Below are 21,427 nucleotides of genomic sequence, written 5' to 3' on the forward strand. Positions count from 1 at the left end.
AACTATGAAATCAATTAATAACTTTATAGGGCTGGCTCTGTTGTCAGGAGCTTTGCTGACTTCTTGCTCTGACAGCTTTTTGCAGAGGGACTCATTGACAGAATCTTCATCCAATACATTTTGGCAGACGCCGGATGATGCTTTGATGGCGTTGGCATCTTGTTATGATGCTTTGCAGAGCAATCAGCTTTATAATTCCGACCAATATTCATTGGGCCCTTTATATATGGATTGTATATCAGATAATGGCGGGCATTTTAATTGGAGTGGCTGGATGGAAGGTTATGATATGGCTATGGGAATTCATACCCCAAGTTCTTCTATCATTGGCAGTTATTGGAAAGATTGCTATGAAGTGATCAGCCGTTGTAATGTGCTGATTGCTAATATTGATAGAGTGGATATGGATGCTTCCCAAAAGGCGATTTATCAGGCTGAGGCAAAGACCATACGTGCATTGATGTATATAAACTTGACTATGACGTATCAGGATGTTCCTTTCCTGACCGCCCCTTTGACCATTGACGAGGCTGAATGTGAAAAGACGGACCGTGCGGCTATTGTGGCTCATGTTATGACTGATTTGCAGGATGCGGCTGAAGTACTTCCGCAAAACGCGTCTTCACGGGGACATATCACCAAAGGAGCTGCTCTTTCCTTACTGGGGCGTGTGGCTTTGTATAATGAAAAATGGGATGACGCGATTGCTGCTTATAAGCAGGTGCAAGGTTTGGGATACTCGCTTGATCCGAGTTATGCCAAACTGTTTACTCAAAGTGGAGAAACTTCTCCTGAAATCATTTTTGCAGTCCGTTATGAAGGACCGGGTATGAGTGAAGGTGCTGCTTTTAATGCGCATTGGAATACTCCGCTGGAAGCAATGAATGGTACTATAGATTTGGCGGATGCTTATTATTGCAAAGACGGTAAACCGACTACCGATACGAAGATAGCCGAACTGAACGGTGGGGGTGGCTTGGATGTCAGCAAGCCTAATCCTGCTCATTTTGAGAATCGTGATCCGCGTTTATATAGCACTTTGTTTGTTCCCGGTATGCTTTGGAACGGTAAAGGAGGTATAGATACTTCGGCTTCAAATCCGTATGCCAATGTATATGGCGGAGCTGCCGCTTCTCTGTCTACCGTATATGTTTATAAGTATTTTGATCCTACGGATACTTCTAACTCTTGGGATAATGGACAAGACTTTTATGTGGTGCGTTATGCCGAAGTTTTATTATCTTTAGCGGAGGCGATGGTACAGAAAGGAAGCTATGTTTATAGTGATGTAACTGCTTTGGTTAATGAAGTGCGGCAACGTGCGGATGTGAACATGCCCACCGTAGAGGAAGTGGAAGGTACTTCTCTTTCTAAAGATGAATTGTTGGAAGTCATTAAGCATGAGCGTCGTGTGGAACTGGCTTTTGAAGGTTTGCGTTTGTTTGACCTTTATCGTTGGAAGGAATTGGATAAGGCGGTAGCCAATATAGAGAATGAACGCACTATGTATGGCTTGGCTTATGAAGCACGTAAGTTCAACGGTGAGAGGGATTATGTATGGCCTTTGCCGACTGCCGAACTGGATACTAACAAGAAACTGGTTCAGCACGACTTGTGGAAGTAATGTGGAGTGCAGGTTTTCATCACAGGGTACACGGACTGTCACAAAGAAGTAGGAGGCAAATAACCTTTAAATCAAAAAACTGTGTGAATTTGCGTAATCTGTGGTGAAGCCTGGTTGTTCTGACAACTTCTGGAATAAAATTGATAACTTTTTAAAAGCGGAAGAGAAATGAGAAAAACAATGATCCTTCTTTTATTTTCCTTCCTGTTGGCAGCATGTTCTGATAGTCCAGTGTGCTATTATCTGGATGCTACCGGCGGTGATGATAATAATAGTGGGTTAGCCCCGGATGAAGCATGGAAAAGTCTGGAAAAACTACGTGGTGTGAAATTACTGCCGGGCAATAAAGTTTTGTTGAAGCGCGGTGAGGTTTTTAATGGCGAACTTGAAATCACCGGACAGGGTATACCCGAAGATCGTATTTATATAGATGCTTATGGTGATGATGAACGGAAACCTTGCATTGTGGGATATGATACTTCCTTGTATGCAGCCCGTATCTGTAATTCGGACTATATAACGATGCAGAATTTGGAAATCGTGAATACAGGCAGGCAGCCTCTGCCTTATCGTTCGGGCTTGAAGATAGAGTGTATGGATTATGGCGTATCGCAGAACATTGTTGTCAATAATGTGACTGTACGGGATGTCAATGGTTCGTTGGTAAAAGAAAAAGGCGGAGGGTGCGGTATTTATATAGTGAATGGCGGTGAAAAGAAAATTTCAACATTCAATAGGTTAACCATAGAGAACTGCCATATTTTGAGATGTACCCGTAATGCTATGATTTGGGCTGCTTATAGCGACCGGCAGAACTGGCATCCCAGCAAGCATACCGTGATACGGGGAAATTTGATAGAGGAAGTACCAGGGGATGGTATTGTACCTATCGGTTGTGACAGTACCTTGATAGAATACAATGTAATGCGTGACTGTCCTGATATGCTTCCTGACACAGAGGCGGCAGCAGGTATTTGGCCGTGGAGTTGTGATAATACTTTGGTGCAGTTTAATGAAGTAAGTGGTCATAAAGCTCCGTGGGATGCACAGGGATTTGATTCGGATTGGAATTGCCGGGGAACGGTCATTCAGTACAATTATAGTCATGATAACTATGGTGGCTTGGTATTGGTTTGCAATGACGGCACGGCCGACGCATCTTTTAATGTAGGTAACTTGGGCACTATAGTCCGTTACAATGTGAGTATAGGTGACGGAGTGCGGCCTGAACCGACTCGTGCCGGGATGTTCTCACCGGCTGTTCATCTGGCAGGTCCTGTAAAGGATAGTCGCATTACCCGTAACATTATTCATGTGAACCGTAAACCTGCGGCTGATATCGACCGTACTATGATTACTTTGGATTCATGGGGCGGATATCCGGATAGTACATTTATTAGTGGGAATATTTTTTATGCTCCCGAATCCAGCAGATTCCAGTTGACAGAATCTACACATAATTTCTTTGAAGGCAATTATTACCTTGGCCGGTTCGAGAAATTACCTGAAGATGGTAAAGCCTGCCAATCAGCTGAAATTTATCAGAAGGAAGTACTGGCAAAGGATGAAAACGGTTATCAGGGCTTGGCTTTGTTGATGGATACGGTGGAAGTGACCGGAGTAAAAGGAGTTTTTGTCAATAAGGAAGCCATTGAGAATTTCTTTAGCCGGTTAGAGAAATAAGTAAATAATAGCTGTAATTTAATGAGGGGAGCAAAACTAAAATGACCTGATCATATAGTTCGATAGGTTGTTTTAGTTTTGACACCTCCCCTTTTTTATTTATGGTTCATTCTTTCTTCTTTAGATCCATTTCTCCGGAGAAAGAAATAGATTGTCTGTTTGTGGGGGTGACCTGTATGTTACTGCTGCCATTGGGATAAATGGTGATATTGTAAAGGTAATTGTCTTCCTCGTTCCGTACTTCTAGTGTGATTTTAGCATTTCCCTTTTTGCTATATGTTGAAGTATATTCTGATAAAGGAGCACTAAAATTTAATCCTTTTCCACCTCCGTAAGGAACGTTATACGCCACTCCGAAATAAGGCAGATAGGAATATACCGAATCGTTTCTTATTTCTAAAGAATAATCGGAAGTCAGGTGTTTGCTGCCTCCTTTCATAGGCATTACCCGGTCCACATTGATTTTGTATGCCTTTGCGTCAACAGCCTCGCGTACTGCTTGTTCTCTTTGTTGTTTCTTCTCTTTCTTGTTCTGAGCCGTTATAGGTATCATACTGCCTGATAGAAGGAGACTTGCCAAAAGGAATAATTTATTTGCTTTCATATCTCTCTGTAGGTTTAGTGAATCTGTCTTTGCCAAAGATAGCCAAAAAGAATACTCATTGTTCTGAAAAAAACATAAGATAATCAAACTGTCAATGAGTTAAGTACGCGATTTATCTTTTGAGTCCCGATAATAAAAAAGATGATTTGTCCCCATGCGGAGTCAAATCATCTTTAAAATCTCCCCATTAGGGGAAGACTATAAAATATTATTTGGGTAGATTAAAAGCCACACTCATTTCTTTCATCTGTTCCTGACTCATACCGTCCGGCTCAAATCCCATATTCTTGGCAGCGATGTAAATCAATGCGGATTTATTTAAAACATCGATTTGGTCGAATGCGGCCATTACGTCACGGTCAACGGCAAAAATGCCGTGTTTTTCCCACATAACGACATCATAATCGGCTAGTTCCTTGATGGTTGCATCGGCTAATTCTACAGAACTAGGCAATTGATAAGGAATCATGCCCAGGCCACGCGGACAGAATGCTTTTGTTTCAGGAATCATACTCCATAACAGGTTGGTTGCCACATCTTTTTCCATGAACTTTTTGTTGTGAGACAGGGCAATCAGTTCGATGGGGTGTGTATGCACGGATGCTTTGTAAGGAGAACCTATGCTGATGAGGTAATTGTGTACGCTCAGGTGGGAGGGAACTTCCGAAGTAGGTTGAACCGGTTTGTCGGCAATGATGACATAGCTGGCACAGTCATCCAAAATACGGATGACAGAACCGTTGTCCATAGGCCAACGCGCCAAATCCCGCATACGCATATTGGTTCCTTTGCAATAAAAATAACAGCCTTTCAAGTGAGGCAGTGTTACACCGATTTGTTTTACTTCGCTGATAGCGGGCATCTGACGGATTTCATCGTCTACATATTCGGTGATATTGACGGTGATATTACCTCCGTTACGTTCGGCCCATCCTTTTTGCCACAAATATCCGGCTACTTCGGCTACTTTATTCACCTCTTTGGCCAATTCAGGGCGATTGTCTAAGATTGATTTCATATCTTTTTTATTTGATTGTTCATAGGATATTGTTATTCATCTTTTTCATTCTGAATAACAGTATGCTACAAATATAGTAATTCTTTTAAAATAAATTAGGAAATACGAGAGAAAAGATAAGAACTACCAGTCCGGTTATCAGAACAGTGATAGTCCGGGTAGATACGCCTTTCCATTCTTTTAATAAAATACCCCATACGTTACTGAAAGTAACATTCAAAGCCATCAATATACACCATGAGAAAGCTAGCAGTACAGGACTTCCGGTCAGGAAACTTTTACCCATTTCCAAACCGAAGAATTGCATATACCACAGTACTCCTGCCAAAGCACAGAATATCAAGTTATTTCCCCATACATTGCTTTTGGCATAATCACTCATGGTTTTGTTGGCTATATTTTGTTGCAGACAGTAAACCGCATTAGTCAGGAAACCGCCTAATGTTACCAGGAAGATTACGGGAAGTCCTGCATAAAGCCCTTCTACGCCTCCTGCCAATGCAGCTTCCTTGATGGGCGTTCCGGCATCGAGTCCTAAAGCGAAACAGGCACTCATCACACCTGCCAGTAGGGCTACCAACAGTCCTTTGGTCAGAGCGAAATCTTTTACTGCCGCGCGTTTTTCTTCTTCGCTCATGTTTTTGGCGCGAAGACTGCCGGCATATCCTATAATGGCAATACCCGACAAAGTGATACATACTCCCAGTAAAAGAATAAGTCCGTTTCCTTCAAACAGGTTGGTTCCGGCAAAAATGGCGGGAAAAAGTGTGCCGAATCCGGCACAGGTGCCCAGTGCGATACTTTGTCCTAAGGCCACTCCCAGATAACGCATGGAAAGACCGAAGGTGAGACCGCCTACTCCCCATAATATACCATAAAAGATGCTCATCGGAGCACCTCCTGTTCCCCAAAGGTCAAATAAACTGCTTCCTTGAGGGATACCTAGCAACGCACCCAATAACGGGAATACCAGCCAGGCAAATACACCTTGTAGCAGCCAGAAACTTTCCCAACTCCATTCTTTCACTTTTTTTATAGGTACGTATGAACTGGATTGGCAGAAACTTCCTATGGCGATGATGATTAATCCGATAATGATTTCCATTGTTTATATTCTTTAAGGCTACAACTATGTTCCCGGTAGGGGCAGCACTTGAGGCCGCCCCTACGGAAGACAATCTTGTAGTTGGATATTGATTAGCGTTTCGAAGTGACTTCTGCTTCGTATTTCTCTACTTCTGCAATGAACTCTTCGCCTACGGGTACATTGTTCTTCAAGCAGAACATATCCCATACAGCATTCCAAGGCAAAGCTTTTTCTTCTTCGAGCAGAGCCAGACGTTGGAAGCCTTGTCCGTTTGCTTCATATTCGCGCAGTTTGGCAATCGGTTCCAATAAAGCGCGTACCATACATTTTTGAGCCGCGCGGCTGCCTATAACGTATGCACCAATGCGGTTGATGGAAGCATCGAAGTAGTCAAGTCCATAGTGTACACGATCCAAGGCGTTGCAACGAACGATTTCGCTGAATAAATCCATAGTCGGGTCGTCCATGATGGTTACATGGTCTGAGTCCCAACGTACGGGGCGGCTTACGTGCAGCATCAGTTCGGGGACATACAACAACAAGGAAGAAACTTTGTCGGCAACACTTTCTGTCGGGTGGAAATGGCCGGTATCCAAGGTAATCATTTTGTTGTTCTTGGCACCGTAGCCAATATAGAAATCATTAGAACCTACTGTATAGCTTTCCAGTCCGATACCGAATACTTTTGATTCGATACAGTCTTTCATGTTCTTATATTCTGTTGCGAAAATCTGATCCAGAGAGTCTTTCAACAAAGCACGGTATTTCATGCGGTTTACAGTGATGTCTTTGCTGCCATCGTGTACCCACAGGTTCATGATACAAGGATCGCCCTGGGCTTTACCCATCTCTTCGGCTACGGCACGACAACGTTTGGTGTGCTCAATCCAGAAGTTGCGGATACCTTCATCGGGATTTGATAAAGACAAGTCACCGCTTTTAGGATGAGAGAATGAAGTAGAGTTGAAATCCAGTTTCATGTTGTTTTCCTTACCCCATTCAATCCAGCTTTTGAAGTGTTCGGGTTCTACTTCGTCACGATCTACGACTTTTCCTTGGAAGTCGCCATAAATTTCGTGCAGATTCAAACGGTGAGTACCTGGTATATATGAAGCTGCTTTCAGAATGTCTGCACGTAGTTCGTCGATGTTGCGGGCTTTGCCGGGATAGTTACCTGTAGCCTGGATACCACCGGTCAATGAACCTGCCTGAACTTCGAAGCCGGTTACATCATCTGCTTGCCAGCAATGCAGTGACAGATGGAAATTCTGCATGGTTTCCATTACTTTTTCTGTGTCGACACCTACAGCGGCATAACGTTCTTTTGCGATCTCATACGCTTTATTAATCAATTCTTCTTTCATGATATTATTTGTTTGTTTAATGAATAAATTTCAAGGTGAATATTAAATATCTTCTCTATAATGAGCTAAATACTTCTTATATGCTTCTTCCCATTCTTCTGCTTGCTGGGGTTCAAAAGAAACGGTTTCTATGGAAGTGCTGATTAGTTGGCGCATAGCTGCGATATCGCTTACCAGCCCGTTGGCTTTTGCCTGTAACATAATGTTACCGATAGCTGTCCCTTCACTGGGACCTGCTATAACAGGTACGCCCACTGCATTGCAAGTGAACTGGTTTAACAGATTGTTTCGTGAGCCTCCACCGATAATGTGCAGCTTTTCGATGGGGAACGGGGCCATTTGTTGCAAATAGCCGAATACTTGTTTGTAGCGCAGGGCAAGACTGTCGAATATGCAACGGGTGATTTCGCCATAACTCTGTGGTACAGGTTGGTTGGTTTCTTTGCAATAATGTCCGATGGCTTGAATCATAGATGTCGGATTGGAGAAGCAGGGGGCATCGGGATTGATGAGACTGCGGAAAGCGGGAACTGTCAGAGCGGCATCTATCAGTTCTGTGTAAGAATAGTTGTTGGTTGCTTCCCATTCTTTGCGGCAACGCTCCAACAGCCACATGCCACAGATGTTTTTCAGGAACCGGGTAGTTCCTTCCACACCTCCTTCATTGGTGAAGTTCTGTTCAAAGCTTTCCTTATTTATAATGGCATCTTTCACTTCAATTCCCATCAGGCTCCACGTACCGGAACTCAGATAAGCGAATCTTTCGTTTTGTGCTGGTACGGCAGCCACGGCTGAACCTGTGTCATGACCGGCAACGGCAATGACTGGAATAGCTCCCAGACCTGTGATTTTCTGCACTTCTTCTGTCAGTACTCCGATAGGCTCTCCCGGGAAAACGAAACGGCCGAACTGTTCTTCCTTGATATCTGCTACATCCAGCAGTTCCTTTTCGAAGCGTTTGGTGCGCGGATTCAACATCTGGGAAGTAGAAGCGATGGTATATTCTGTTACCATTTTACCGGTCAGCATATAGCTTAAGGCATCCGGCATAAACAGTATTTTATCGGCTGCTTCCAAGGCCGAGCAATGATTGCGGTGGAGTGTTGACAATTGGAACAAGGAATTGAAATTCATAATTTGAATTCCAGTGATGTCATATACTCGTTCACGGGGAATATGGGTAAAATATTCTTCAGGTGCACCTGTTGTGTGAGGGTCGCGGTAGCAATAAGGATTGCGGAGTAACTCTCCGTCTTTGCCCACGAATACGAAATCCACCCCCCAAGTATCGATACCGATGGACCGGATAGGCAGATTGTCTTTGGCTACCACTTTCAGTCCCCTGATAATTTCATTGTATAAGGCGTAAATATCCCAATAACAATGTCCTCCGGTTTCTATAATATGATTAGGGAAACGAGTCAGTTCTTTCAACTCCATTTTGCCTTCTCCCAGGCAACCTAAGATGGTACGTCCACTGGTGGCACCCAGGTCTACCGCAAAGAAATAAGTGTGTTCCATGCCTTTATTTTTGATTTTAAGGAATTAATAGTGATGCAAAAATAGTTTATTCCCCGAAAGTCGTCCTTGTTTTTTTGATATTATAACTGTTGGATTTGGTTGTACCTGCCGTAAAACATAATATTACCGTCTTTTTAAGAAGATCGCATTGAAAAGAAGAATTTGGTGTGATTTTGGTTTACTCTTGGGATGATGGATAAGAGCTTTATTGAAAATATGCATAAAGTCGCAAAAATATTCTCTTTTTTGTATCTATATTCCCGAATATTCTGTAATTTTGCAGTCGAATCAGAATAATTATGCAGTATGAAGAGCAAGAATAGCAGACTTGATGCCATTAAGATTATTATTTCGAGCAAGGAAGTAGGTAGCCAGGAAGAGTTGTTGCAGGAATTGGCGAAAGAAGGATTCCGATTGACCCAAGCTACTTTGTCTCGTGACTTGAAGCAGTTGAAAGTGGCGAAAGCAGCCAGTATGAACGGAAATTATGTATATGTATTGCCAAACAATACCATGTACAAACGTATGACTGAGCAACATTCGGCCAGTGAGATGTTGATGCATAATGGATTTATTTCCATTGAATTTTCGGCTAATCTGGCAGTAATCAAGACTCGTCCCGGATATGCTAGTAGTTTGGCTTATGATATTGATAACCGGAACTTTGATGAAATATTGGGAACTATTGCTGGTGATGATACTATTATGCTTGTCATTCGTGAAGGCTGCACAAGAGCGGGAGTGAAGAATGCGCTTTCATTGATTATACCGAATATACAATAAAATAATATAGATAAAAAAGGAAATGGATGCTAAACAAGTGGATGTGATGGTGGCAGATGCCTCACATGAAGTTTACGTTGATAAAATTTTAGATACTATTAGAGAGGCGGCTAAGGTACGCGGAACAGGCATTGCAGAACGCACACATGAATATGTGACTACAAAGATGAAAGAAGGAAAGGCGATTATTGCTTTATGTGGAGAGGATTTTGCAGGATTTACCTATATTGAGTCATGGGGAAACAAGCAATATGTAGCAACTTCGGGATTGATTGTGCATCCCAATTATCGTGGGATGGGCTTGGCCAAGCGTATAAAGGCGGCTTCGTTCCGATTGGCACGTCTGCGATGGCCTAAAGCGAAGATATTCAGTCTGACCAGTGGTGCGGCGGTAATGAAAATGAATACAGAACTGGGATATGTTCCTGTAACTTTCAATGAACTGACTGATGATGAAGCCTTTTGGAAAGGTTGTGAAGGCTGTATCAATCACGATATATTAGTGGCAAAGAACCGTAAGTTCTGTATTTGTACAGCCATGCTTTACGATCCGGCTTTGCACGAAGAAGACACTATTTAATAAATTAAAAATTAAGAATTAAAAATTAAAAGATGGCTGCGCGTTCATGTACTTATTTCTCAGTTTTCAATTTTTAATTCTCAATTAAAATAATATCATTATGGAAGAAAAGAAGAAAAAAGTAGTAGTAGCATTCAGCGGGGGGCTTGATACCTCTTTCACTGTAATGTATCTGGCTAAGGAAAAAGGGTATGAAGTGTATGCTGCTTGTGCAAACACGGGTGGTTTCAGTGAGGAGCAGCTGAAGCAGAACGAAGAGAACGCTTACAAACTGGGTGCTGTGAAGTATGTGACATTGGATGTGACCCGGGAATACTATGAGAAGAGCTTGAAATATATGGTATTCGGTAATGTGCTCCGTAATGGTACTTATCCTATTTCTGTAAGTTCTGAACGTATCTTCCAAGGGTTGGCCATAGCGCGTTATGCTAATGAAATAGGTGCGGATGCTATCGCACACGGCTCGACTGGTGCGGGTAATGACCAGATTCGTTTCGATATGACTTTTCTGGTATTGGCTCCGGGGGTTGAGATCATCACATTGACCCGTGACATGGCATTAAGCCGTCAGCAGGAAATTGATTATTTGAATGAACATGGTTTTGCCGCTGACTTTACAAAATTGAAATATTCTTATAATGTAGGTCTTTGGGGAACTTCTATCTGCGGTGGGGAAATATTGGATTCTGCGCAGGGTTTGCCCGAAAGTGCTTATTTGAAACAGGTGACCAAGGAAGGAAGCGAACAGCTTCGTCTTACATTTGAAAAAGGTGAGCTGAAGGCTGTTAATGACGAGAAGTTTGATGATCCTATCAAGGCTATTCAGAAAGTGGAAGAGATCGGTGCACCCTACGGTATCGGCCGTGACATGCACGTTGGGGATACCATTATCGGTATCAAAGGGCGTGTAGGATTCGAGGCTGCTGCTCCTATGCTGATTATCGGAGCCCATCGTTTCCTTGAAAAATATACGTTGAGCAAGTGGCAGCAATACTGGAAAGACCAGGTTGCCAACTGGTATGGAATGTTCTTGCATGAAAGTCAGTATCTGGAACCGGTAATGCGCGATATTGAGGCAATGTTGCAGGAATCTCAGCGTAATGTAAACGGTACAGCTATCTTGGAACTCCGTCCGCTTTCATTCTCTACTGTGGGTGTTGAATCGAAAGACGACCTGGTGAAGACCAAATTCGGTGAATATGGTGAAATGCAGAAGGGATGGACAGCAGAAGATGCCAAAGGCTTTATCAAAGTGACTTCTACACCTTTGCGTGTTTATTATAATAACCACAAGGACGAAGAAATTTAATAAGTATGATTAAAGCAGGAATTATCGGTGGGGCAGGTTATACGGCGGGCGAATTGATTCGTCTGCTGATTAATCACCCTGATGTAGACATAAAGTTTATAAACAGCAGCAGTAACGCCGGCAATAAGATTACCGACGTACATGAGGGACTCTATGGTGAAACGGATTTGGTTTTTACCGACGAACTTCCTTTGGATGAGATTGATGTATTGTTCTTCTGTACGGCTCATGGAGATACAAAGAAGTTTATGGATAGTCACAATGTACCCGAGGATTTGAAAATCATAGACCTCAGTATGGACTACCGTATCAAGAGTGATGACCATGGCTTCATCTATGGTTTGCCGGAACTGAACCGTCGTGCTATCTGCCATAGCAAGCACGTGGCCAATCCGGGATGTTTTGCCACTTGTATTCAATTGGGTTTATTGCCGTTAGCCAAACATCTGTTACTGAACGAGGATATAATGGTAAATGCCATTACCGGAAGTACAGGGGCAGGGGTGAAACCGGGTGCTACCAGCCATTTCAGCTGGCGTAATAATAATATGAGCATCTATAAACCGTTTTCTCATCAGCATGTTCCCGAAATCAAGCAATCATTGAAACAGTTGCAAAACAGCTTTAATGCTGAAATAGATTTTATTCCTTACCGGGGTGATTTCCCGCGTGGTATCTTTGCTACTCTGGTAGTCAAATGCAAGGTGGAACTGGAAGAACTGGTGAAGATGTATCAAGACTATTATGCCGAGGATTCTTTCGTTCATATTGTAGACAAAAATATAGATTTGAAGCAGGTGGTGAACACCAACAAGTGTTTGATTCATTTGGAGAAGCATGGCGATAAACTGCTGGTTATCTCTTGCATTGACAACTTGTTGAAGGGGGCAAGCGGACAAGCGGTCCATAATATGAATCTCATGTTCAATCTGGAAGAAACCGTAGGGCTGAGGTTGAAACCGTCTGCTTTTTAATAAAGAAGAGTTTATGAAATTATTTGATGTATATCCTCTTTTTGACATAAACATTGTCAAGGGAAAAGGTTGTCATGTATGGGATGATCAAGGTACGGAATACCTTGATTTGTATGGTGGTCATGCGGTTATTTCTATCGGTCACGCACATCCGTATTATGTGGAAATGATAAGCAACCAGGTTGCACAGTTGGGATTTTATTCCAATTCGGTGGTTAACAAGCTACAGCAGGAAGTGGCAGACCGTTTAGGGAAACTTTCGGGTTATGATGATTATCAATTGTTTTTGATAAACAGTGGGGCCGAAGCTAATGAAAATGCGTTGAAACTGGCTTCTTTTTACAATGGTCGCAAACGTGTGCTTTCTTTTTGCAAAGCATTTCATGGACGTACTTCACTGGCAGTGGAGGTAACCCACAATCCGAAAATTATAGCCCCAATCAATGACAATGGGCATGTGACTTATCTGCTTTTGAACGATATAGAAGCAGCTAAAGCGGAATTGGCAAAAGGAGATGTCTGTGCGGTGATTATTGAAGGTATTCAAGGAGTAGGCGGTATTCAGGTTCCGGAAGTGAAATTCTTGAAAGAACTGAGTAAGGCTTGCGAAGAAGTGGATGCAGTACTTGTTTTGGATGAAATACAATCCGGCTACGGGCGTAGCGGTAAATTTTTTGCTCACCAACATGCAGGTATCCGTCCCGATATGATTACGGTTGCAAAGGGGATTGGCAATGGCTTTCCGATGGCTGGTGTCCTGATCAGTCCGAAATTCAAACCCGTATATGGACAATTGGGAACCACTTTTGGTGGTAACCACCTGGCTTGTGCTGCTGCTATCGCGGTGCTGGATGTTATGAAAGGTGAGAACCTGGTAGAGAATGCTGCCAAGGTAGGTGCTCATCTGCTGAAAGAATTGAAACAATTCCCACAGATTAAAGAGGTGCGTGGCGAAGGTTTGATGATCGGTATGGAATTTGACGAACCGATTAAGGAACTGCGTCAGCGTCTGCTGTTCGAACAGAAAGTATTTACCGGAGTCAGTGGTACGAATGTAATCCGTCTGCTCCCGCCTTTGTGTCTGACTATGGCTGAGGCTGATGAATTTATTGGACGCTTTCGTAAAGTGTTGGTATAAGCTGGAGATTCAAGAGGGATAATAATCAGCGAAAGAAAATAAGGTCTCGTCAGGAAACATTTCGGTTCCGGCGAGACTTTTTGATTTAATCTTCTTCAAAGTAATTTTATTTTTAGCTTTTCATAATACGTTCTTCTCCTTTTTTCCCTTATCTTTGTAGCTATAGACTTAATCTTTAATAATATGAAAGTAGCAATTATTGGTGCGGGAAATATGGGAGGGGCCATTGCTCGCGGCCTTGCCCAAGGCACTATCATTCCAGCGAGTGATGTAACAGTAGCCGATCCGTTCAGCGGAAGTCTGGAAACTCTACAGGCGGATTATCCGGAGATTAATGTGACAACGGAAAATCCGAAAGCGATAAAGGATGCCGATATCGTTATTCTGGCTGTAAAGCCGTGGTTGATAGACCAAGTGTTGAGTGTGGTTCATTTGACTCCCCGGCAAGTATTGGTTTCTATTGCAGGTGGTGTAACTTTCGAACAGCTGGTAAAGAGTGTAGGTCCGGAACAGACCATATTCCGTTTGATTCCCAATACTGCTATTTCTCAGTTGGAAAGTATGACTTTGATATCCAGTCGTAACGCCAGTAAGGAACAAGAACAACTGATGCTGGATATCTTTAATGAATTAGGATTGGCTGTGCTTATTCCTGAAAGTCAGATGGCTGCTACTACGGCTTTGACTTCATGTGGTATCGCATATGTCTTGAAATATATTCAGGCAGCTATGCAGGCAGGTATTGAATTGGGGATTTATCCGAAAGATGCACAGAAAATGGTTGCCCAGTCTGTGAAAGGAGCCGCTTCCTTGATATTGAATAATGATACTCATCCCAGTGTGGAAATAGATAAGGTGTGTACGCCCGGTGGTATGACTATCAAGGGTATTAATGAATTGGATCACGAAGGGTTTGACTCAGCGATCATTAAAGCAATGAAGGCTTGTCTGAAATAGAAACAACCTCATGGAAATGACGTGGATAACACGGTTCTCGTTTTTGTGTATTGTGTTATCTACGTTTTTATAGAAGGTACTTTTGCAGGTTTAGTATAAAAATATGTTCACTTTTTTGTTTCCGATTTCATATTTCATGTTATCTTTGCTATACAAGATCAGATCTAATGTGAAAGAGAAATATGATAAACACAGAATTGTTCAAAGAAGTGTCACCTTTGTCTGCCAAGGATTGCTTTATTTTGATAGAGCGTCAGAAATCGAATTTTAATTTTCCTATACATATACATCCCGAATATGAACTGAACTATATTGAGAATGCAAAAGGCGCACAACGCATTGTGGGAGACTCCATAGAAGAAATAGAAGAAGAGGAACTGGTGCTGGTCACCAATCCTCAATTGGAACATGCTTGGAGGGATTATAACAACAAGCCGCAGAATATCCATGAAATAACCATTCAGTTTCATTCCGATCTGCTTTCCGACCAGATTCTGAACAGGAACCAGATGATCAGCATTCGGGAACTTTTCCACCGTGCCCGTAAAGGAATCGTGTTCAGCAGGGAGACTATCGCGAAAGTCCGTCCGTTGTTGAAAACGCTGTCTTGCGAGAACGATAGTTTCTATTCCTTGATAAAACTGCTTGTTATTCTTCATGAATTATCATTGGACAAAGGGATGCGTGAGCTATCAACCGGGCAGTTTGCCATTAACTCTGTTTCCAAAGAGCATACTAACGAGAAGTTGAACAAGGTGCTGGATTATGTTCATTTTCATTTTTCGGAAGTGATCCGTCTTGCAGATGTAGCTAAAATGGTAAATATGAGCGAGGCCTCATTCTGTCGTTTTATCAAACAGCATACTTCCAAAAGTTTTATCGATTTCCTTACTGATATCCGCTTGGGGGCCGCTTCACGTGCTTTGGTTGATTCTTCCTTGTCAATAGCTGAAATAGGATATGATTGTGGCTTTAATAATCTATCCAATTTCAACCGTATCTTTAAAAAGAAAAAAGGAGTGACTCCTAAAGAGTTCCGTGATAATTATCGTAAGAACAAGACTATCATTTAAAAGGTTCGGCCGGAACTTTCTCATGGACTTGCCTGATTTTGACAGCACTAAAAGAAAGCGGATTTTCTGAAAGTTCGGGGATGTTGTAGGATTTGAATGCCTGGAAATAATGTTCCGTGTCTTTTTGCGGTACTACGAACGGCTTGTAAGTTTTTTCTTCTTTATTCGGATAGCCAGAACAAGGCTTCTCATATTGACGGTCTCTATTTTGATAAAATATCATAAGTATATGTTCGGATAGTATTGGTTTGTCTGTCGGTAAATTTCCATCTTTGCCTTTGGGTTACAACCTGGTAAAACTTTGAATACTAACCTTAAAAAAGACAAGTGTCATGAAAAAGCTATCTTACCTTTTTGCCGTGGCAGCTTCCGCCGCTTGCCTCTGTGCCTGTACCGATGTTACCGATGCTCTTCCGGCAGAACAAATCCCGGCCGATGCACGTAGTACCTTGGGGGCCGATGTAGTTCTTCAGTGGAACAACGAAGAACAAACCATCGATGGTTTTGGTGTGGCGCAGGCCGGCTGGTCCGACTATCTTTATGCCCACCGCAAGCGTCAGGAGATTATGGATGTGATGTTCGGACAGGACGGGCTTCGCCTCAGTATCCTCAGGGGCGAGGTATTCCCCCATTACGATGAAACCACGTTTAATATGGACGAGGATATCAATCTGTCTTTGGACGATCCTTTTTTCGATATTGATTTCAACCGTGATGAGAATCGTGTTGCCGAAGGCATCGCACAGCGCAACGGACAGTTGTGGATCATGAAAAAAGCGAAGCAGGAATACGGTGTGGACAAACTCATCTTTTCCGTTTGGTCTGCTCTGGCTTATATGAAAAGCAACGGCAGTACCTCGCAAGGTTTTTTGAAACGCGGCAGCTACCAGGCCTTTGCCGACTATCTTTCCAATTTCTGTGATGCCTACACAGCGGCAGGCCTGCCTGTCTATGCCATCTCTCCTGCCAACGAGCCCGAGTATGCGGCAAGCTGGAACTCATGCCTCTGGCTTCCCGGTACCACTACGCTGGGACCGTTCATTGTGAATAACTTAGGTCCCAAGTTGCGACAGACCCATCCCGAAACCCGGATTATCTTTGGCGAGAATGCCCAGTGGTCTGCCATTCTGGGCTTTATCATGGGCAGTAAAAATTATGTGCGCGACATTCTGAACCTGAATCCTAAAATCACCAACTTTCCCGTCATTGCCGCCGGACACGGCTATGTGGATCCTGTGACCGGGAAAGATCCTGCCATTGAACCGTTCAGCAAAGCCGAATCGAAGGGAATTCCCGTGTGGCTGACCGAAATCAGCGATCCTACGGAAAGTTATGATGCTACCATGACCAGCGGCTTGAAATGGGCGAAGAAGTTCCATCGTTTCTTGTGTGAGGCCAATACCGGCGCTATTGTGTGGTGGGCAGGTGCTATACCGGATGGCGGAACCACCGAGGGGCTGATTAACATTGAAAAGAACCGCGTGGACTATGAAGTGACCAAGCGTTGCGAGGTGTTCGGCAACTTCTCCCGTTACATCCCTGTAGGCAGCAAGCGCATCTCGGCGCAATATGATTTCGAACAAGGCTATATGGTGTCTGGCTATAAATATGGTGACAACGGTTACACGGTTGTAGCCATCAACCCTGCGGATCATGAAGTAGTTATTTCGTTGGCTCTTGAAAGCGCTCAGGTTTCCGGTGCTTTGCAAGGCTATGTCACCGATGACACCCGTAAATGGGAGCCGGTGGAAGCTGTTCAACCTGCCGATGGTGTCTATACCCTGACCTTGCCGGCCCGTAGCGTGGTTTCCTATACCGGAACTGTGTTGAGTAGTTCGTCTTTGTAACATTGGTTCTGTTTTTATTTCTACGCTGCAATAGTTTTTTGTTCCGTCATTGTATTGCGCTGATAAACAGTAATATGCGGTGACGGGATTTCCTGTATCCCCACGAAGTGCTTTTTCGTTTTTTTCTTGCAGAAGCCGGTTCGTCGGATATCGGTTTCCATGTCGGGTACGTAATCTTGATATATGTACGGCAGTATCCGTGCAAGGGGATGGGAGTTTCCATGCAAGAAGACTGCATCATTTGTTGCACCACTCGGCTGAACGTGCCTTTTCACTCAAGTGAAGTGCCGTTGCCACCTGTGCGAAACGGTTGCTTCACCAAGGTGAAGCAATAAAGTCATAAGACTGTTTTCACGGTTGCATCCTGTTGATAAAATACATCTATTGAAGTTTTGTCATTTTGTGTGTGGCGGTTGTTGTGTTGTACATTGATGAACGATACCGCCGCTTACCTACCGGTTGAGAGCCTTTATGGATGTTTTTTCACAGTAATTGGTTGATAATTAGAAGAATACTGTGTGGGAAAAATTTTATATTTCACGGTCAATTCAGATGTGTTTTCCATTGTCTTGAAGAATTTTTTTTTGATATTGATAAGATTTCATTGTTTAATGCTTGAATTGTATTTGTTCCTGCTTGCTTGAATTGCCATCTTTGCAATGTTAATTTTTAATTCAAATAACTATGAAAACAAAGACATTCTTAATTTCAGCTGCTATTCTTCCATCCATGGGGCATTACCGTTGTTTGCGAAAGCAATAACGTGTTGGAAATCTATTTTTAGTTAATTTTACAGCAATATTTTTTAATTAAACTCTAATACATTATTTATGAAACAAATTGCATTTACATGGTTGCTGTGCATACTTAGTATATGTGCCTATGCTCAGCAAATTACTGTTACCGGAACAGTGACGGATGCGGAGAATAATCCGTTGATTGGTGCGGCTGTTGTTGTAGTAGGAACTACGGATGGCGTGATTACCGATTTTGATGGCAAATATACCATTAAGGCCGCTTCCGGTCAGTCTTTGAATTTCTCTTATGTAGGTTATCGGGAGCAAACTGTTAAGGTTGATGGCCGCAGTGTGATTAATGTGAAATTGTCGGAAGGTGAATTGTTGGACGAGGTGGTGGTTATCGGTTACGGTACAGTGAAGAAAAGCCATTTGACAGGTGCGGTCGCTTCTGTTTCCGGTAAAGAGTTACAGGCAAATGTTGCACGTAGTGCTTCAGCTGCTTTGCAAGGAAGAGTTGCCGGTGTTACTGTGTCGGCTGCCAACGGTCAGCCGGGGGAAGGCTTGAATATTAATGTCCGTGGTATCAGTTCATTGAGTGCCACCAGTCCGCTTTATGTGATTGATGGTGTGTATGGTGATATCAATATGGTTGATCCCGCTGACATTCAGTCTATTGAAGTGTTGAAAGATGCTTCGGCTGCTGCTATTTATGGTTCTCGTGCTGCTAATGGTGTTGTATTGGTCACTACTAAAGGCGGTCGTTTGGAAACTTCTGCCCGTGTAACAGTGGATGCCTATACAGGCGTTCAGATGGTTGCCAAATACATTGATGTAATGGATGGTAATCAGCTTCGCGATTTGGCAAAGGCTACCGGTTATAGTTCGGCAGAAGGGTTGCTGAATTGGAATGGAGGTGCTGGAACAGACTGGCAGAAAGAACTTTATAACTCGGCTATGGTGAGCAAGGTTAGCTTGAATGTATCTGGAGGAAACAAGACTTCGACCTATAATCTGTCGGGAAGCTATCTTAACCAGGATGGTATTGTGAATACTACCGGTTATGAGGCATGGAACATTCGTGCTAAGAATACTTTTTCTTTTTTCAATAATCATTTGCGTATGGGGACTACGTTGATGATGAAATTCTATAAAAAGAAGTACGAAGATGTTTCATATACCTCCGCTCTGACAGCTGTGCCTATGTGGAATGTATATGGTGAAGATGGCACTTGGGGTGTCGCTCCGGAATGGACCAGAGGAGATAATCCTGTGGGTTGGACAGAAGCCTATGATTACCAAAGACATGGGATAGACATTTTATTGAATGGCTATGCCGAAGTGGATTTGTTCTTGAAAGGATTGAAATATAAATTCAATGTAGGTATAAACAAATATACAAGACGTAATTATGCCTATAGTTCTCCTTATTATTTCAGTTCTACTTCACAAAAGAATGAAGCGGAATTGTCGGAAAGTACAGACTGGGAGAATGATTGGTTGATTGAAAATACAATCAATTATGATAATACGTTTGGCAATCATACGGTTTCTGCTTTGGTGGGTTATTCTGCCCAGCGTAACAATGCGCGTGGTTTTGGTGCAGGACGTAAGGGTTTCCCGGAAGGTTTCTCTGTGATTGACGCCGGTTCGGTTTCTTCACAAAATACATCGGGTAGCGCATGGGCCAATACAATGATTTCTATGTTTGGGCGTGTGATGTATTCGTATGCCGATCGTTATATGCTGTCTGCTTCTGTTCGTCGGGACGGTTCTTCCAAATTTGCAGATGGAAACCGCTGGGGCACATTCCCGTCTGTATCTTTGGGTTGGAATGTGATGAATGAAGATTTCTTTGAAAATATCAAGGAAACCATGAATGAATTGAAAATTCGTGCCAGTTATGGTGTACTGGGTAATTTGAGCGGCATTGGCAATTATGCTACCCAGTCTGTTGTTTATAAAGGTATGAATAACATGATGGGCACAGAACTTTGGGAAGGTGCCATTACCGGTAAGGAATGGACTTCACCCATGAATGTGACTTGGGAAAAGACGAAGACTTTGAACTTGGGTTTGGATTTTGCTTTCTTGAACAATAAGTTCAGTGTCAGTGCTGATTATTTTATTCAGAAAACAGAAGATATGTTGTTGTCTATGCCGCAGTCTTTGAGTTTTGGCTTGAGTGGGAATCCTACAGTAAATGCAGGTACAGTAGAAAACAAAGGATTTGAAATTTCATTGAATCACCGTAATAATGTAGGCGATTTGTATTATCATGTAGGTGTCAATGCCACCTTTATCAAGAATGAACTGACGGAAGTAAACGGAAGTCGTGATGAATGGCAGGGATTCAATCCTCATGCCAAAGGAACGATCACTTATGCCAAGACCGGTCATTCCATAGGTTATTTCAATTTGATAAAGACGGATGGTGTATTCCAAAGCCAACAAGAAATTGATGCGTATGTGGATAAGAACGGTAATAAGATCCAGCCTAATGCACAACCGGGTGACTTGCGTTTCGTGGATTATAACGGAGATGGTAAGATTGACAATAATGACCGTCAGGATGTAGGCTCTGCTTTCCCGAAAGTTAACTTGGGTGTAAGTCTGGGTGCTGAATGGAAAGGTTTGGATTTGAATATGTTCTTTGACGGAAACTTTGGCAACAAGATTTACAATGCCCAGTATTATACTACGGTTTATAATGAATCAACAGGAAACCAATATGCAGAACGCATGAACAGCTGGACTGAAAACAATCATTCTGACATTCCTCGCTGTTTGTTTGGTACTAGCGATCCTAATGGTACAAACTGGGGCTATACGGACCGTTGGTTGGAAAATGGTTCATTCTTGCGCTTGAAGACTTTGGAATTAGGTTATACGTTGCCCAAAGTATGGGTATCTAAAGCCGGTTTGCAGAATGTGCGTGTTTATACGGCTATGGAAAACCTTTTCACTATAACCGATTATAAAGGATATACTCCTGACTTGGGTATGGTAGATGCCGATGGTGCCGGTACATCAGGTGGTTCGGGTGTAATGACCCGTGGTTGTGATGACGGTCGTTATCCGATGGCACGTACTATCACCTTTGGTTTACAAGTAAATTTCTAATTAGG

16 protein-coding genes are annotated in these 21,427 nt (G+C 42.8%); 11 read left to right on the forward strand and 5 right to left on the reverse strand.

Translation table 11 applies throughout. The features are described 5' to 3' along the window. The first annotated feature begins 4 nt into the window (after positions 1-4). Positions 5-1,624 carry a RagB/SusD family nutrient uptake outer membrane protein gene (locus tag AB5062_RS11960; RefSeq protein ID WP_368326891.1) on the forward strand — a complete coding sequence of 540 codons (1,620 nt, stop codon included), beginning with the start codon at positions 5-7 and terminating at the stop codon, positions 1,622-1,624. 168 nt (positions 1,625-1,792) lie between these two features. Continuing rightward, positions 1,793-3,307 (forward strand): right-handed parallel beta-helix repeat-containing protein, encoded by a 1,515-nt coding sequence (locus AB5062_RS11965; protein WP_005841021.1) that lies wholly within the window; start codon positions 1,793-1,795, stop codon positions 3,305-3,307. Between the two features lie 106 nt (positions 3,308-3,413). Here AB5062_RS11965 and AB5062_RS11970 read toward each other — a convergent pair whose 3' ends face one another. The 5 genes from AB5062_RS11970 to rhaB form a co-directional block, all read right to left on the reverse strand. Continuing rightward, complete coding sequence (locus AB5062_RS11970; protein WP_008667569.1) at positions 3,414-3,911, reverse strand: DUF4251 domain-containing protein; 498 nt, start codon at positions 3,909-3,911, stop codon at positions 3,414-3,416. A gap of 208 nt (positions 3,912-4,119) precedes the next feature. Further along, on the reverse strand, positions 4,120-4,929 hold the full coding sequence (rhaD, locus tag AB5062_RS11975) for a rhamnulose-1-phosphate aldolase (RefSeq protein WP_005841025.1): 810 nt from the start codon (positions 4,927-4,929) through the stop codon (positions 4,120-4,122). A gap of 85 nt (positions 4,930-5,014) precedes the next feature. Further along, the gene (rhaT, locus tag AB5062_RS11980; protein ID WP_005850740.1) at positions 5,015-6,034 is read right to left on the reverse strand and encodes an L-rhamnose/proton symporter RhaT; all 1,020 of its coding nucleotides are present in this window, start codon (positions 6,032-6,034) and stop codon (positions 5,015-5,017) included. A 92-nt stretch (positions 6,035-6,126) separates the two neighbouring features. Next, positions 6,127-7,383 (reverse strand): L-rhamnose isomerase, encoded by a 1,257-nt coding sequence (locus AB5062_RS11985; protein ID WP_085930143.1) that lies wholly within the window; start codon positions 7,381-7,383, stop codon positions 6,127-6,129. A 39-nt stretch (positions 7,384-7,422) separates the two neighbouring features. After that, positions 7,423-8,901, reverse strand: a complete 1,479-nt coding sequence (gene rhaB, locus AB5062_RS11990; protein ID WP_008667566.1) for a rhamnulokinase — start codon at positions 8,899-8,901, stop codon at positions 7,423-7,425. Positions 8,902-9,207: 306 nt separating this feature from the next. Here rhaB and argR point away from each other — a divergent pair, with 306 nt between their 5' ends. From argR to AB5062_RS12035, 9 genes are all read left to right on the forward strand, one after another. Continuing rightward, on the forward strand, positions 9,208-9,684 hold the full coding sequence (gene argR / locus AB5062_RS11995; protein WP_005841035.1) for an arginine repressor: 477 nt from the start codon (positions 9,208-9,210) through the stop codon (positions 9,682-9,684). A gap of 22 nt (positions 9,685-9,706) precedes the next feature. Then, positions 9,707-10,264: a GNAT family N-acetyltransferase gene (locus tag AB5062_RS12000; protein WP_005841037.1), complete on the forward strand. Its 558-nt coding sequence runs from the start codon at positions 9,707-9,709 to the stop codon at positions 10,262-10,264. A gap of 100 nt (positions 10,265-10,364) precedes the next feature. Then, positions 10,365-11,573 (forward strand): argininosuccinate synthase, encoded by a 1,209-nt coding sequence (locus AB5062_RS12005; protein WP_005850744.1) that lies wholly within the window; start codon positions 10,365-10,367, stop codon positions 11,571-11,573. Positions 11,574-11,578: 5 nt separating this feature from the next. Beyond that, entirely contained in the window at positions 11,579-12,547 is a 969-nt protein-coding gene (argC, locus tag AB5062_RS12010) for an N-acetyl-gamma-glutamyl-phosphate reductase (RefSeq protein ID WP_117693785.1), read from the forward strand. Between the two features lie 13 nt (positions 12,548-12,560). Beyond that, positions 12,561-13,685 (forward strand): aspartate aminotransferase family protein, encoded by a 1,125-nt coding sequence (locus AB5062_RS12015; protein ID WP_368326890.1) that lies wholly within the window; start codon positions 12,561-12,563, stop codon positions 13,683-13,685. A gap of 183 nt (positions 13,686-13,868) precedes the next feature. Continuing rightward, positions 13,869-14,642, forward strand: a complete 774-nt coding sequence (proC, locus tag AB5062_RS12020; RefSeq protein WP_057279856.1) for a pyrroline-5-carboxylate reductase — start codon at positions 13,869-13,871, stop codon at positions 14,640-14,642. A 182-nt stretch (positions 14,643-14,824) separates the two neighbouring features. Continuing rightward, positions 14,825-15,715 carry an AraC family transcriptional regulator gene (locus AB5062_RS12025; RefSeq protein ID WP_005841048.1) on the forward strand — a complete coding sequence of 297 codons (891 nt, stop codon included), beginning with the start codon at positions 14,825-14,827 and terminating at the stop codon, positions 15,713-15,715. A 332-nt stretch (positions 15,716-16,047) separates the two neighbouring features. Next, positions 16,048-17,562 carry a glycoside hydrolase gene (locus AB5062_RS12030; RefSeq protein WP_032952895.1) on the forward strand — a complete coding sequence of 505 codons (1,515 nt, stop codon included), beginning with the start codon at positions 16,048-16,050 and terminating at the stop codon, positions 17,560-17,562. Between the two features lie 830 nt (positions 17,563-18,392). Further along, on the forward strand, positions 18,393-21,422 hold the full coding sequence (locus AB5062_RS12035; protein ID WP_234207143.1) for a TonB-dependent receptor: 3,030 nt from the start codon (positions 18,393-18,395) through the stop codon (positions 21,420-21,422). Positions 21,423-21,427: the final 5 nt, after the last annotated feature.

The organism is Phocaeicola sp. RTP21359st1_B8_RTP21360_211022, from assembly GCF_040911965.1.
Taxonomy (GTDB): Bacteria; Bacteroidota; Bacteroidia; order Bacteroidales; family Bacteroidaceae; genus Phocaeicola; species Phocaeicola vulgatus.

Excerpts from the sequence above, each read along its gene's own strand:
- AB5062_RS11960 (WP_368326891.1), top strand. The coding sequence starts at position 5 with ATGAAATCAATTAATAACTTTATAGGGCTGGCTCTGTTGTCAGGAGCT.
- AB5062_RS11965 (WP_005841021.1), top strand. The coding sequence starts at position 1,793 with ATGAGAAAAACAATGATCCTTCTTTTATTTTCCTTCCTGTTGGCAGCA.
- AB5062_RS11970 (WP_008667569.1), bottom strand. The coding sequence starts at position 3,911 with ATGAAAGCAAATAAATTATTCCTTTTGGCAAGTCTCCTTCTATCAGGC.
- rhaD (WP_005841025.1), bottom strand. The coding sequence starts at position 4,929 with ATGAAATCAATCTTAGACAATCGCCCTGAATTGGCCAAAGAGGTGAAT.
- rhaT (WP_005850740.1), bottom strand. The coding sequence starts at position 6,034 with ATGGAAATCATTATCGGATTAATCATCATCGCCATAGGAAGTTTCTGC.
- rhaB (WP_008667566.1), bottom strand. The coding sequence starts at position 8,901 with ATGGAACACACTTATTTCTTTGCGGTAGACCTGGGTGCCACCAGTGGA.
- argR (WP_005841035.1), top strand. The coding sequence starts at position 9,208 with ATGAAGAGCAAGAATAGCAGACTTGATGCCATTAAGATTATTATTTCG.
- AB5062_RS12000 (WP_005841037.1), top strand. The coding sequence starts at position 9,707 with ATGGATGCTAAACAAGTGGATGTGATGGTGGCAGATGCCTCACATGAA.
- AB5062_RS12005 (WP_005850744.1), top strand. The coding sequence starts at position 10,365 with ATGGAAGAAAAGAAGAAAAAAGTAGTAGTAGCATTCAGCGGGGGGCTT.
- argC (WP_117693785.1), top strand. The coding sequence starts at position 11,579 with ATGATTAAAGCAGGAATTATCGGTGGGGCAGGTTATACGGCGGGCGAA.
- AB5062_RS12015 (WP_368326890.1), top strand. The coding sequence starts at position 12,561 with ATGAAATTATTTGATGTATATCCTCTTTTTGACATAAACATTGTCAAG.
- proC (WP_057279856.1), top strand. The coding sequence starts at position 13,869 with ATGAAAGTAGCAATTATTGGTGCGGGAAATATGGGAGGGGCCATTGCT.
- AB5062_RS12025 (WP_005841048.1), top strand. The coding sequence starts at position 14,825 with ATGATAAACACAGAATTGTTCAAAGAAGTGTCACCTTTGTCTGCCAAG.
- AB5062_RS12030 (WP_032952895.1), top strand. The coding sequence starts at position 16,048 with ATGAAAAAGCTATCTTACCTTTTTGCCGTGGCAGCTTCCGCCGCTTGC.
- AB5062_RS12035 (WP_234207143.1), top strand. The coding sequence starts at position 18,393 with ATGAAACAAATTGCATTTACATGGTTGCTGTGCATACTTAGTATATGT.